Origin of the sequence: Streptomyces pathocidini, assembly GCF_001418495.1 — a bacterium.
GTDB lineage: Bacteria > Actinomycetota > Actinomycetes > Streptomycetales > Streptomycetaceae > Streptomyces > Streptomyces pathocidini.
The window spans coordinates 1-12885 of the sequence record NZ_LIQY01000412.1 but is presented as its reverse complement, the minus strand read 5'-3'; the positions used below and the strand labels follow the sequence as shown (position 1 = coordinate 12885).

Below are 12885 nucleotides of genomic sequence, written 5' to 3'. Positions count from 1 at the left end.
CACGGCGGCGCCGACGTGGGTGTGCTGTGGCTGTCCCTGGCCAAGCCGCTGCCCGACGACGTCGACGGCTACGTCTTCGACGTGGAGGTCGCGGCCGACCACCGCGGCCGCGGCCACGGCCGCTCGCTGATGCTCACCGCCGAACGCGAGTGCCTGACCGCCGGCGCCGGCCGACTGGGCCTCAACGTCTTCGCGGGCAACACCCCGGCGCTGCGCCTGTACGAGTCGCTCGGCTACGAGCCGACCCGATGCCACCTGTTCAAGCCGCTGATCTAGTTCAAGCCGCTGTTTCAGTCCCGCTCCCCGGCCGACAGCCGGTCCGCGATCTCCTCGATCCGCGCGCGCAGCCCGTCCTGGCTCTGCCCGCCGTCCAGCCGCTCGCCGCCGATCACGTACGTCGGTGTGCCGGTGACCCCGATGGCCTTGCCCTCGGCCTGGTCCGCGTCGACGATCAGCAGGTGGCGGCCGTCGATCAGCGCGGTGTCGATCTCCTCGGCGTCCAGCCCGAGTTCGCTCGCGACCTCCAGCAGTACCTTCTCGCCGCGCACGCCCAGCTCCTCCGCGCGCCCCAGCACCGCCTCCGCGTACGCCCAGCCCCGGCCCCGCTCCGCCGCCTCCTCGGCGGCCTGCGCCGCGGCGTAGGCGTGCCGGTGCTTCTCCAGCGGGAAGTGCCGCAGCCGCAGCTCCAGCCCGTCGCCGTAGCGGGCGCGCAGGGCGCGCAGGTCTTCCAGGGCGGTGCGGCAGTCGGTGCACTGCAGATCGCACCAGACGTCGAGGACGGGCCGTCCGGTCGTGGCGTTGCTCATGGCCACAGTCTCGCAGTACGGACCGACCCCTCCGAACGGCACCTGGGGAGGAGGCCCACCCCGGAGATCTCCCTGAGAGCGCTTGGCACCGTGGCCCGCGCGGCCCCGCACGGTGCACGATGGAGGGGCGGAAGACCACGGGATGGGAGCGCTTGCGATGCTGACGACAACCGTATGTGTGGCGCTGTCCGCCGCGGGCCTCGCCATCGCGATCCTCACGGCCTACCGGCGCCGCTACCTCCGCGCAACCCGCATCGCCGCCTTCGCGCTGATCCCGGTCGGCCTGGCCATGGCGGGCCTCGCGACGCTGGGCGGCAGGATCGGCCGCGCGGTCGGCGACTGGGCCGCCGACCTGGTCTTCAGGCCGACCGTCTGGGCGGGCTTCGCGGTCCTCGCCCTCTCGGTGGTCCTCTTCACCATGACCAGGCTCGTCGGTCGCCGCACCCGTACGAGCCGTGAGGCGCCCGCCGCCGAGTCGCGCCCCGCCGTCGCCCCCACCGCCTCCGCCCCGAGCCTCGGGCCCGGACGCAAACGGGAGGAGCCGAAGCGGAAGGCCGGGAAGAGCGACGGCCTGGAGGACTTCGAGGACATCGAGGCGATCCTCAAGAAGCACGGAATCTGATCCCCGGATCCGGCGGGGCCTCTTAGCACGTGATCCCCGGATCCGGCGGGATCTCTCATGAAGTCCCGGGCAAAACGGGCGTGTTGATCGTCAGGGGCCGTGCCGCTACGCCATGATCGGCGCGAGATGAACGACGACCTCGCTCCAGCCGCGACCGACCCCGCCCTCGCCCCCGGCAGGGGGGAACCGGTCCCGGAAACCCGCGGCTGCCTCTTCGCGCTGTCCCAGCCGCCCCTGATGCTCTTCCTCGCCGTGATCGGCACCTTGCTGCTCTTGACGGCCCTGCACGACCTCTACAGATGGTGACCGGCCGCTGACCTCTACCGAGGTGTCCGGCCGCCGCCCCGCTACCGAGGGTGAGACCGCCGACCCGCTACCGCTGGGGACCGACCCCGGTCGCCGCGCTCTCCTCGGCCTCCCGCCGCCGCTGCCGGTACGCCGCCACATGCAGGCGGTTCCCGCAGGTCCTGCTGTCGCAGTAGCGCCGTGAGCGATTTCTGGACAGGTCCACGAAGGCCCGCCGGCAGTCCGGCGCCTCGCAGCGCCTCAGCCGCTCCCGCTCGCCCGCCACGACCAGGAACGCCAGCGCCATGCCGCCGTCGGCCGCCAGATGGTCCGCGAGCGAGGCGCCCGGCGCGAAGTAGTGCACGTGCCAGTCGTAGCCGTCGTGGTCCGTCAGCCGCGGCGTGGTGCCCGCGGCGGCCACCATCCGGTTGAGCAGCTCCGCGGTGGCCCGGGTGTCGCCGGCCGTGAAGACCTCCGCGAACCGCGCCCGCACGGCCCGTACGGCCGCCAGGTCCCGCTCGTCCAGGCCGCGCACGTCGCTGACGCTGTTGCGCTCGACGAACCGGCGCAGCGCGGGGACGTCCATGAGGTCGTCCGGCTGGTCGCCCTCCGCGGCGGTGTTCACCAGCTCGACGACGGAGTCGAGGGCGCAGCGGGTGTCGTGGTTGATGAGCACGGTTCGCTCCCTGGCGGTGGTCGGGCGTGCCTTGAGCCACTGCGCCTGCCGGGGCATCCGCAGATGCTCGCCGACTCTAGCGCGCCATGCGCCGGCGCCCTCGTCGCGGGAGCTCCGCGGCGAGGGCGCCGATGTCTGCGGTATATGCGATGTACGGGTCCGCGCCGTCTCCCCGAGTCGGACGGCTACGGGCTTTGAGCGGTAGGGGGCGGATGGTCCCTGCGCTGCCTCCTGTCGGCCCGGCTCAGCTTTCGGCCAGGATGTGGGAGAGCTCGGTGTCGAGGTCGAAATGGCGGTGCTCGGTGCCTGGCGGCACCGCGGCGTCCGTCCGTTTGAGGAACGACTCCAGGGCCCGCGCCGGGGCCTCGAGCAGCGCCTCGCCCTCCGGAGAGCTCAGGGCGATGCACACGACCCCCTGACCATGGCTGCGGGACGGCCACACGCGGACGTCGCCGGTGCCGGTGGGCCTGTGCAGGCCCTCGGCGAGGAGGTCGCGGGCGAACACCCACTCGACGGTCTCCTCGGCTCCGGTGTGGAAGGTGGCATGAACGGCGTAGGGATCGGCCGTGTCATACCGCAGGCCCGCGGGCACGGGCAGGGAGGATTCGCTCGACACAACGAGGCGCAGGTGCAGCTCGCAGCTGACCGTGGTGTTCATAAGCGCCAAGGCCTTTCGCTCAGTGTGCGCTCGGGGATTCGCACGTCGGCGAAATCGACATGCCACCTACGGTGTCGTTGTAAACCCCTCTGACCGTTTTGAGGTTGTTCAGGTACCCCTTACGGCGGAGTGCCCGGTCCTCCTCACGGCCATTCCGGTGACGCTCGGCGGTCGGGTAAGTTGGGGCGTATGAATGCGGAGAGTGACGAGCGGCGGAAGGTCGCCGAGCCGGCGGCCACCGGCGCCACGGGGGACGGTCCGGCGGCGGGTGCGACGGCCGTCGGCGGGCAGCCGGCGCTCGGCTCGCGAGCGCCGCAGTTCATCAAGGCTTCAAGGACCCTGCATCTGAGCTGGCAGGTCGGAGTCTTCCTGGTCGGCCTCGCTGTCGTCACGATCGGCGTGATCATGCTGCCGCTGCCCGGGCCCGGCTGGCTGGTGATCTTCGGTGGCATGGCGATCTGGGCGACCGAGTTCGTCTGGGCGCAGCTCGTGCTGCGCTGGACGAAACGGAAAGTGACCGAGGCGGCGCACAAGGCGCTCGACCCGAAGGTGCGCAGGCGCAACATGACCCTGACGGGTATCGGCCTGACGATCATCGTCGCCGGGCTGTCGGTCTACGTGTGGAAATACGGCTTCGTGATGCCGTGGGAGGTCTCGCGCTGAGCCCGGGGCCTGTGCTGCCACGGGCCGGGTCACGGCCGGGCCGGTGGTCGGGGCATGCTCTGACATGCGGTAATGTTTGCCGTGCGCCCGGGCGATTAGCTCAGTGGGAGAGCGCTTCGTTCACACCGAAGAGGTCACTGGTTCGAACCCAGTATCGCCCACCCCTGACCGAGGGGCCGGAGGCTTTCGAGTCTCCGGCCTCTCGGTCTTTTCGCGTTCGGGAGTCTCTCGCGCGGTCGGTTCGAGAGTCTTCTCGCGCGGTCCGGAGCCGCTGTGCGGGGTCGGCGGTTTGATGGAACTCTCCACGGCCCTGTATGGTTCAGGCCGTGCCGCGCGGCCGAGCCGCCGCACAGGGGGCGATTAGCTCAGTGGGAGAGCGCTTCGTTCACACCGAAGAGGTCACTGGTTCGAACCCAGTATCGCCCACCCCCATCTGAGGCCGGGACGCCAACAGGCAGCCCGGCCTTTGTCGTTGACGGAGCCGCGCGCTCGTACCGTTCGCAGCCGCTCGTTGCTTCGCGCGGCTCGTACGCGTCCGCTGCCCTATGCGGCGGCGGGCAGCTCCGGGCGCAGGGGCCAGGCCGGGTCGACGGCCTCGGCCGAGCCGTTGCGGGCGAACCACGCCTGGAGACCGCGCGCCTGGGCCGCGTGCCACACCGCCTGCCGGGTGTGCAGTTCGGCCGGGCTCAACGCCTCCAGCCGGGGCGCGAACCGGCGGCCCACGGCGCGTACGACCTCCAGCGCGGCCAGGGCGTCGGCCGCCGCGTCGTGGGCGGCGGACAACACCACCCCGTAGTGCGCGCACAGGTCGGTGAGCTTTCGGCTGCCCTTGCGGTAGCGGTCCAGATGCTTGTCCAGCACGCGCGGATCGAGCACGCACAGCAGGCTGGTGCCCAGATAGTCGGCCAGCATCTTGGCGCGGTGCCGGCGCAACTCCCGGTCCAGCAGCGTCAGATCGAACGGCGCGTTCATCACCACCAGAGGCGTCCCGACCAGGGCCTGCGCGGCCAGCGCCCGCGCGATCTCCTCCATCACCGGGGCGGGCCAGCGGCCCTCCCGCTGGAGGTGGTCATCGGTCAGGCCGTGGACGGCGATGGCCCCTTCGGGCACCGGGATGCCCGGATTCACCAGCCAGCGGGTGACGCGCGGCATCGCTTTCGCCCCGCTGTGCACCACCAGAGCGGCCGAGACTATTCGGTCCCGCTCCACGTCAATTCCCGTGGTCTCCGTGTCGAATGCGGCGAGTGGCCCTTCGTACCAGCACGGCATGTCACACCAACTCCTCGCGCGATTCCGGCAGATGGAGAACGCTCCTCTGCCCGAGCTGGTGATACCCGGGCCGTTTGCGCCGTACGCGGGGCGGAGACAACACAGATGACGGATCGTTCGAGTTCTTCCGGTCCGGCGCGGGGAAAACCAATCGGCAATGCCGGGAAGGCTCTTCGGACATGGCGCTCGCCCAGCCCGAATCGGGCGGGCTGCTGCCGGAGCGGACTGCACCGCTGCGCGGCGGACTCGCCACCACAGCCTGCATGGAAACTCTCCAGGTGGGCTATCTCCACGCGGTCGCGGCGGCGGCCGGCTGCTCGCTCGCCCAGCCCTTTCCCGACAACGGGATCGACTGGCACGTCAGCCACAGCGCGCCCGGCCATGCCGTCGACGACGAAGTGACCATCAAGGTTCAGCTGAAATGCACTTACCAGATACCGCCGCGGCCCCCGGGCCCGGCGTTCTCGTTCACGCTCGACAACGAGCATCTGACAAAACTCGCCCGCAGTCCGGTTTCGGTGCACAAGATATTGGTCGTCATGCTGGTGCCGCGCACTCCTGAGGAGTGGCTGCGCGCTTCCCACGACCGCCTCGAATTGCGGCACTGCTGCTACTGGATCAATCTGGCCGGCCACCGTGTCACCGGCCGGCGCAGGACGACCGTACGGATCCCGACTGCGCGGATCTTCGACGACCGGGCGCTGTGCGAGATCATGACCCGCGTCGGGATGGGAGGGAGGCCGTGATGCACCGGCCGTTCGACGAGTCCGTACGCCCCCATCCCCGTGACGCGGGCGGCCCGTTGCCGGGAGGTTCGCCGCCCGGCGGTGGCCCGCCCGGCTACGACAGCCTCGACCCCGAGGGGATCGACCCGGTCGTCCTCGGTGCGCTGCTGGCCCGGCACGGCTGGCAGCGGCGCGGCGGCGCCGTGGGGCGGTACGCGCGCTGGACCCCGCCCGGCCGGGGCGCGGCGGGCACGAGCCTGCTCGTGCCCGAGAACGCCGCGTTCCCCGACAGCGGCGACCTGATTGCCGAGGCCGTCACCGCGCTGGCGCGCAGCGCCGCCCCCTCTGCCCGCGACGTGCTCGTGGGCCTCGCCGCGCCGAGCGACGAGATCCGGTGGTGGCGGGACGTGCCCGCGGTGGAGAGCGGCGCCGCGGCCTGGCCCGCGCAGGAGCAACTGCGGGCCGGGGCGCGGGCGATGCTCGTCGCCGGGGCCCTCGCGGCCCGCGGCCGGGCCGGCTACCACGGCGCCCGGCACCGGCGGCACGCCGAGGCCGCGCTGGAGCGGGTGCTCATAGGGCCCGCCCCGGGGGCCGGCCGGAAGCTGACCGTGTTCGTGCCCGTCGAGACTGGCCGCGCCGCCGTCGCCACCCTGCTGCGCGCGTTGCACGCGACCCGCGACGCCACCGACTACCAGCGCGCCACCGGCGGCATGGAGGCCTTCGACGCGGCGGTCGAGCTGGGCGTCTGCCACGAGTTGACCGAGGCGGTCATCGCGCTCGTCCGCGGCTCGGAGGGCCTGCGGGTCGCGCTGGACTGGTCGCCCGCCGCCGGAGCCCCCGAGGGGTTCACCGCCCGGCCCGAACCGGTCGAGTTCTCGCCCGGCGACCTCCCGGCCCTGCGCGAGGCGAGCGCCCGCTACGTACGCGACGAGCCGGCCATGCCCGTACGCATCACCGGCGCGGTGGTGCGGATGCGCCGGTCCGCGCCGACCGGACCGGGGACCGTGCGGCTGCGGGTGCTCGCCGGGGCCGAGGTGCCGCAGGTGCGGGTGGCGCTCGACGAGGACGCGTACCGCATCGCGGGCCACGCGCACCTGGTCGGGCTGCCGGTCCGGGTGAGCGGGCGGCTGGAGAGCCGGGGCGGGTTCCGGCGGCTGACCGGGGCCTCGGGCGTGGTGCCGGTGCAGGTGGACGAGGCGGAGCGGGACCGGCTGATGAAGTCGCTGCACGAGAACCTCGACTTCTTCGAGGAGGCCTGCGGCGGGGACGACGAGGTCTGCGGCGGGGACGACGCCTAGCGGGTCCGTAGCAGGGTGGGCCGGGGCGTCGACAGCGGCGTCCGTCAGCGGTGGGGGAGCGGGCCAATCATTTCGCGTCCGCCCCGCACCGCTCGGTACGATTCAGGCGCGCAGCGTCCGCTGCCACCCACCCGCAGTCAGGAGAGTCCGGTGTCAGACGTCCGTGTGATCATCCAACGCGATTCCGAGCGGGAAGAGCGCGTGGTGACCACGGGCACTACGGCGGCCGAGCTCCTGGGCGGTGACCGCACCGTCGTCGCCGCGCGCGTGGCCGGACACCTGAAGGACCTCGCGTACGAGGTGGCCGACGGCGACGTCGTCGAGCCGGTCGAGATCGCCTCCGGCGACGGCCTCAACATCCTGCGCCACTCCACCGCGCACGTGCTGGCCCAGGCCGTGCAGGAGCTGTTCCCGGAGGCCAAGCTCGGCATCGGCCCGCCCATCAAGGACGGTTTCTACTACGACTTCGACGTGGAGAACCCCTTCACCCCGGACGACCTCAAGCGCATCGAGAAGAAGATGCAGGAGATCGTCAAGCGCGGCCAGCGGTTCTCGCGCCGCGCGGTCTCCGACGACGCCGCGCGCGAGGAACTGGCCGGCGAGCCGTACAAGCTGGAGCTGATCGGGCTCAAGGGCTCGGCCGCCGACGCCGCCGAGGGCGCGTCCGCGGAGGTCGGCGCCGGCGAGCTGACCATCTACGACAACCTGGACGCGAAGTCCGGCGAGCTGTGCTGGAAGGACCTCTGCCGCGGCCCGCACCTGCCCACCACCCGCGTCGTCCCGGCCTTCAAACTGATGCGCTCGGCGGCCGCGTACTGGCGGGGCAGCGAGAAGAACAAGCAGCTGCAGCGGATCTACGGCACCGCCTGGCCGTCCAAGGACGAGCTCAAGGCGCACCTCGACTTCCTTGCCGAGGCCGAGAAGCGCGACCACCGCAAGCTCGGCTCCGAGCTGGACCTCTTCTCCATCCCCGAGGACATCGGCTCCGGCCTCGCCGTCTTCCACCCCAAGGGCGGCATCATCCGCCGGGTCATGGAGGACTACTCGCGCAAGCGGCACGAGGAGTCGGACTACGAGTTCGTCTACACCCCGCACGCCACCAAGGGGAAGCTGTTCGAGAAGTCGGGGCACCTGGACTGGTACGCCGAGGGCATGTACCCGCCCATGCAGCTCGACGAGGGCATCGATTACTACCTCAAGCCCATGAACTGCCCCATGCACAACCTGATCTTCGACGCGCGGGGCCGCTCGTACCGTGAACTGCCGCTGCGGCTCTTCGAGTTCGGGACGGTCTACCGCTACGAGAAGTCGGGCGTCGTGCACGGGCTGACCCGGGCACGCGGCTTCACCCAGGACGACGCGCACATCTACTGCACCAAGGAGCAGATGGCCGAGGAGCTCGACTCGCTCCTCACCTTCGTGCTGGGCCTGCTGCGCGACTACGGTCTGGAGAACTTCTACCTGGAGCTGTCCACCAAGGACCCGGAGAAGTTCATCGGCTCGGACGAGAACTGGGCCGAGGCCACCGACACGCTGCGCAAGGCCGCCGAGAAGCAGGGCCTCGACCTGGTCATGGACCCGGGCGGCGCGGCTTTCTACGGGCCGAAGATCTCGGTGCAGGCGCGGGACGCCATCGGCCGCACCTGGCAGATGTCGACCATCCAGGTCGACTTCAACCTGCCGGAGCGGTTCGACCTGGAGTACACCGCCCCCGATGGCTCGAAGCAGCGGCCAGTCATGATCCACCGCGCGCTGTTCGGCTCGATCGAGCGGTTCTTCGCGGTGCTGCTGGAGCACTACGCGGGCGCGTTCCCGGCGTGGCTGGCCCCGGTCCAGGCGGTCGGGATCCCGATCGGCGACGACCATGTGCCGTACCTGAAGGAGTTCGCCGCCGAGGCCAAGGCGCGCGGTCTGCGCATCGAGGTGGACGCCTCGTCCGACCGCATGCAGAAGAAGATCAGGAATGCCCAGCGCTCCAAGGTGCCGTTCATGGTCATCGCGGGCGACGAGGACATCGCGAACGGAGCGGTGAGCTTCCGCTACCGCGATGGATCGCAGAAGAACGGCGTGCCTCGTGACCAGGCGATCGCCGAGATCGTCGACACGGTGGAGCGCCGGATCCAGGTGTGATCCGGCTCCGCGCGGGCGGAGGTGTGCCGGTCGCTCATCGGGCCCCGGCACAGCGGGACATCGGCCCTCGAAGCGCTAGCGCTCCGAGGGCCCTTCCTCGTCCTCGCGCGTGAAGACCTGGAGCAGCCAGGAGGAGAACGAGCCGGTGACCGCGCCGAGCAGGGCCAGACCGCAGGCCATCAGCACGGTCGCGACGACCCGGCCGCGCGGGGTCACCGGTGCCACGTCGCCGTAGCCGGTCGTGGTCAGGGTCGAGCAGGCCCACCAGACGGCGTCGCCGAAGGTGCGGATCGAGGCACCCGGCGCCCCGCGCTCCGCCTGGTAGACGGCCAGCGACGCGGCGAAGCCGAGCAGCAGTGCGGTCACGCTCGCGTACGCCATCACGCGCCCGTACAGACTCAGCCGCGCCTGCGCCTGGCGCTCCTTGAGCACGGTGTACATCTGCACCACCCGCAGCGGCCGGAGCAGCGGCAGCACCAGCACCACCGTGTCCAGCAGGTGGTGGTGCACGAACCGCAGGCCCTGGCCGCTGAGGACGAGCCGGACCGCGTAGTCCACGAAGAAGGAAGTCCAGGTGACCGCGGTGACCAACAGCCACAGGTCGTCCCAGCCCGGGGACAGGTCGTGCACCAGGACCCGTACCGCGTACGAGGTGAGGAAGAGCAGCGACGCGACGAAGAGCGGGACGGTGGTGCGCCGCTCCCAGCTCAGCATCCGGCTGTCGTCGTTCATCGGCTCAGCATCGCGGGCGGCGGGCGGCCCCGCGGGCTTCGCCCCGGCGACACGCTCCGAACGGGCGAAGCCATATGCTGCACAGCATGACGAGTGAGCCGGAGCAGCAGATCGGAGTCGGGACGCCGGATGCGTTCCAGCGCCTGTGGACGCCCCACCGGATGGCTTACATCCAGGGGGAGAACAAGCCGAGCGGCCCGGGTGCCGGCGACGGCTGTCCGTTCTGCGCGATCCCGGCCAAGTCGGACGAGGACGGGCTGATCATCGCCCGCGGCGAGCGCGTCTACGCGGTGCTCAACCTCTACCCGTACAACGGCGGCCACCTGATGGTGGTGCCCTTCCGGCACGTCGCCGACTACACCGAGCTGGACGGCCCGGAGACCGTGGAACTGGCCGAGTTCACCAAGCGCGCGATGACCGCGCTGCGGGCCGCCTCCGGGGCGCACGGGTTCAACATCGGCATGAACCAGGGCATGGAGGCGGGCGCCGGCATCGCCGCCCATCTGCACCAGCACGTGGTGCCGCGGTGGGGCGGCGACACCAACTTCATGCCGGTGGTCGGCCACACCAAGGTGCTGCCCCAACTCCTCGCCGACACCCGCCGGATGCTGGCCGAGGCGTGGCCGACCGCCTGACGGCGGGTCACCAACCGGGTCACCAACCAGGCCGTGCTCGCGCCGTCGGAGCTTGGCGGTCGTCTCGCTGTTGTGCCGTCCCGCCGTTGCGGCGGAAGGATCTTCCTGCCGCAACGGTGAACACCAACGGCGACGGTGTCCGGCGGTGCCGGACCGCCGAAGCCACGGCCGATGAATCCTGAACCGCTCCGGATGGCGACTACGCGTCGTAGACGTCGGCCTTGGACGGGGTCGCGCCCTGGACCGCGCCGCTGAGGAAGGTCGAGCGGGTGCCGAAGTTCTCGGTGTTCACGCCGTTCTCCGCCAGGACGCGGATCGCGGCCTGGTGCACCACCCGCAGTACCGGCGTCGCCGCACGCAGGGCGTCGTCCGCCATGAAGCGGTGGCGCCACGGCTTGGCGGCCCACGCGTGCCGCAGGCCGAACGGCTCCGGCAGGACGACCTTGCCGCCGAGGTAGTCGAGGATCGGCGGGAACCAGGTCAGCGGCGCGCGGGCGGCGAGCCGCACCACCTCCAGCGGCTCCACCAGCGGCAGTGCGACCTCCTTGGTCTCCCAGAACTTCACGCTCTTGGAGACCTCCTTCTTCTTGGCCTCCGGCTTGGTGGTGAACAACGAATGCACCGGGCCCAGCGCGTGCCCGGTCACTTCCACGCGCAGGGTGTGGTGCAGGACGGTGACGGTGACCATCAGCGTGATCACCAACTGGCCGTCCCAGAGCACGAACTGGACGCCCAGATAGTGCCGGTTGCCGCTGCCGAACTGCTGCTCGTTGCAGATCCGCTGTATCTCGTGGCCCTTGATCTGGAACGCGTCCGTGTTGCTGTCCTCGGGCCGGCCGACCTCCGTCGAGCCCTCGCCGATCGGCGCCACCACCCAGTGGTTGACCGACGGGGTGGGGAAGCCGCCGGTGTGCAGCGGGCCGCGCTCCAGCAGCCGCAGCTGGTCGTGGATCGCGCGGATGACATCCCAGCTGCGGAAGGGGTTGATCTCCTTGCCCGGGTCGGCGGGAACCAGCTCCTCCGCCAGATGCCAGCTGCCCCAGCGGGTGCCCATGCCGAGTATGCCCTTGGGGCCCGCGTAGAAGACCAGATTGCTGCGCTGCTCGGCGGTCAGCCTGGCCAAGCCCTGGCGCAGCCGTTCCGCGCTGGTCTCGTTGGGGTTCTGCGGCACGGCCTCGGGAATCTTCGCGCCGACGGCGCCGCCGGTCAGCAGCCCCTCCCAGCGCTCGCGCAGGTCCTTCGCCGTGGTCTCGCAGATCTGCCGGGCCCACACCCAGCCGATCACCGGGGCGATCACCATGGCCCGCAGATAGATCGACCAGAAGCCGGTGAACGGCAGTTTGATCAGGAACAGCACGGCCAGGCCGCCCGCCGCGACCAGGACCGTCGTGCCGAGCGCGCCCGCCCGCTTGCTCTGCGCACCGGCGAGGGAGCGGCGGAGCTGGAACGCGGCCAGCCACAGCAGCAGGCCCGGCAGGAACAGCAGGCCGAACACGCCCATGACGAAGGTGAGTTTGACGTCCCGCTCCTTGCGGATGCGGTTGGCGGCCAGGCAGTGCTCGACCACGGGCTGCGGCTCGGTGCCGAAGGACTGGATGAGCGCCTTGCGGGCGCCGCCGAGCATCCGCACCTGGACGGCCCGGGCGAAGGCCTCGCCCAAGTTCGGCTCGAACAACGACAGTTTGGGTGCCTTGACCGTCGACTTGTGCCACTCGCTGTCGGCCTTGAGCAGGTCGGCCACGGGGCTGTCGCGGTAGGCGGCCGAGGACAGCGCGCTCGTCGCCGCCGTCTGGCCCGCCGCTCCGAAGAGCGGGACCTGCGCCCCGGGACTGAAGTCGAACCCGCCGTCTGCCACTACCGCCCCCAACACCCCTGCTGCGTCTGCCGCTGCTGCGGATCTTCCCCGGTCGGCGCGGTCCGCACACGTGCCGAACCCCACCTGTTCAGGACGGATTGCCTCCGGATCCGTGTGCCAGGGTATCCGTGGTCTGCCGCTCGCCGCACGGGAGTTGGGGCGAGCGGCAGACCACAGTCTCCGGTGGCCCGGCGGCGATCAGGCGGCGCTGCCCTCCTGTTCGTGGATCTTCGCCGCCACCTGCTGCGGCATCGGCTCGTGCCGGGCGTACGAGCGGCTGAACCGGCCGGTGCCGTGCGACAGTGACCGCAGGTCCACCGCGTACCGCCCGATCTCGATCTCCGGGATCTCGGCCCTGACGAGCGTCCGCCCGCCGGCCGTCTGCTCGGTGCCGACCACCCGGCCGCGCCGCCCGGACAGATCGCTCATGACCGGGCCGACGTACTCGTCCGAGACCAGCACCCGCACCTCCGCGTACGGCTCAAGGAGGTGGATGCGGCACTGGCCCGCGGCCTCGCGCAGCGCGAGCGC

General features: G+C 71.2%; 14 protein-coding genes, 2 tRNA genes and 1 pseudogene. 10 read left to right on the top strand and 7 right to left on the bottom strand.

What is annotated here, in order from left to right; all coding sequences use genetic code 11:
- The coding region (locus AOK16_RS19080; protein ID WP_157859265.1) for a GNAT family N-acetyltransferase at positions 1 to 276 on the top strand (276 nt) is incomplete at its 5' end.
- Between the two features lie 14 nt (positions 277 to 290).
- Here the strand turns inward: AOK16_RS19080 and AOK16_RS19075 are convergent.
- Positions 291 to 806, bottom strand: a complete 516-nt coding sequence (locus AOK16_RS19075; protein WP_055473429.1) for a DsbA family protein — start codon at positions 804 to 806, stop codon at positions 291 to 293.
- Positions 807 to 963: 157 nt separating this feature from the next.
- On the opposite strand from AOK16_RS19075, the gene AOK16_RS19070 reads away from it, so the two are divergent.
- Both AOK16_RS19070 and AOK16_RS19065 read left to right on the top strand, forming a co-directional pair.
- Positions 964 to 1428, top strand: a complete 465-nt coding sequence (locus AOK16_RS19070) for a hypothetical protein (RefSeq protein ID WP_055473427.1) — start codon at positions 964 to 966, stop codon at positions 1426 to 1428.
- Positions 1429 to 1554: 126 nt separating this feature from the next.
- Positions 1555 to 1734, top strand: coding sequence for a hypothetical protein (locus AOK16_RS19065; protein WP_055473426.1), 180 nt, complete (start codon positions 1555 to 1557; stop codon positions 1732 to 1734).
- A gap of 67 nt (positions 1735 to 1801) precedes the next feature.
- On the opposite strand, the gene AOK16_RS19060 is transcribed toward AOK16_RS19065, so the two are convergent.
- A complete protein-coding gene (locus AOK16_RS19060) occupies positions 1802 to 2389 on the bottom strand; it encodes a CGNR zinc finger domain-containing protein (RefSeq protein WP_055473428.1) in 588 nt (195 codons plus the stop codon).
- Positions 2390 to 2633: 244 nt separating this feature from the next.
- Positions 2634 to 3047, bottom strand: coding sequence for an SsgA family sporulation/cell division regulator (locus AOK16_RS19055; protein ID WP_003959770.1), 414 nt, complete (start codon positions 3045 to 3047; stop codon positions 2634 to 2636).
- Between the two features lie 189 nt (positions 3048 to 3236).
- Between AOK16_RS19055 and AOK16_RS19050 the strand changes: the two genes are divergently transcribed.
- The 3 genes from AOK16_RS19050 (at position 3237) to AOK16_RS19040 (ending at position 4136) form a co-directional block, all read left to right on the top strand.
- Positions 3237 to 3710, top strand: a complete 474-nt coding sequence (locus AOK16_RS19050; RefSeq protein ID WP_055473425.1) for a TIGR02611 family protein — start codon at positions 3237 to 3239, stop codon at positions 3708 to 3710.
- 89 nt (positions 3711 to 3799) lie between these two features.
- A tRNA-Val gene (locus AOK16_RS19045) sits at positions 3800 to 3871 on the top strand.
- A gap of 193 nt (positions 3872 to 4064) precedes the next feature.
- A tRNA-Val gene (locus AOK16_RS19040) sits at positions 4065 to 4136 on the top strand.
- Between the two features lie 117 nt (positions 4137 to 4253).
- Here AOK16_RS19040 and AOK16_RS19035 read toward each other — a convergent pair.
- Positions 4254 to 4979, bottom strand: a complete 726-nt coding sequence (locus tag AOK16_RS19035) for a 3'-5' exonuclease (protein WP_055473424.1) — start codon at positions 4977 to 4979, stop codon at positions 4254 to 4256.
- A gap of 179 nt (positions 4980 to 5158) precedes the next feature.
- Here AOK16_RS19035 and AOK16_RS19030 point away from each other — a divergent pair, with 179 nt between their 5' ends.
- The 3 genes from AOK16_RS19030 to thrS all read left to right on the top strand — a co-directional run bounded on the left by AOK16_RS19030 (position 5159) and on the right by thrS (position 9132).
- Entirely contained in the window at positions 5159 to 5725 is a 567-nt protein-coding gene (locus tag AOK16_RS19030) for a DUF4365 domain-containing protein (RefSeq protein ID WP_055473423.1), read from the top strand.
- Positions 5725 to 7002 (top strand): hypothetical protein, encoded by a 1278-nt coding sequence (locus AOK16_RS19025; RefSeq protein WP_055473422.1) that lies wholly within the window; start codon positions 5725 to 5727, stop codon positions 7000 to 7002. The genes AOK16_RS19030 and AOK16_RS19025 overlap by 1 nt, the downstream gene beginning before the upstream one ends.
- 150 nt (positions 7003 to 7152) lie before the next feature.
- Positions 7153 to 9132: a threonine--tRNA ligase gene (gene thrS / locus AOK16_RS19020; protein WP_055473421.1), complete on the top strand. Its 1980-nt coding sequence runs from the start codon at positions 7153 to 7155 to the stop codon at positions 9130 to 9132.
- 75 nt (positions 9133 to 9207) lie between these two features.
- Here the strand turns inward: thrS and AOK16_RS19015 are convergent, their stop codons facing one another.
- A complete protein-coding gene (locus AOK16_RS19015) occupies positions 9208 to 9864 on the bottom strand; it encodes a potassium channel family protein (RefSeq protein ID WP_055473420.1) in 657 nt (218 codons plus the stop codon).
- A 74-nt stretch (positions 9865 to 9938) separates the two neighbouring features.
- On the opposite strand from AOK16_RS19015, the gene AOK16_RS19010 reads away from it, so the two are divergent.
- Positions 9939 to 10499, top strand: coding sequence for an HIT family protein (locus AOK16_RS19010; RefSeq protein WP_055473419.1), 561 nt, complete (start codon positions 9939 to 9941; stop codon positions 10497 to 10499).
- Positions 10500 to 10698: 199 nt separating this feature from the next.
- On the opposite strand, the gene AOK16_RS19005 is transcribed toward AOK16_RS19010, so the two are convergent.
- A complete protein-coding gene (locus tag AOK16_RS19005; protein WP_055473418.1) occupies positions 10699 to 12354 on the bottom strand; it encodes a hypothetical protein in 1656 nt (551 codons plus the stop codon).
- Positions 12355 to 12552: 198 nt separating this feature from the next.
- Positions 12553 to 12885, bottom strand: a pseudogene (locus AOK16_RS19000) (elongation factor G-like protein EF-G2); the annotation flags it as partial.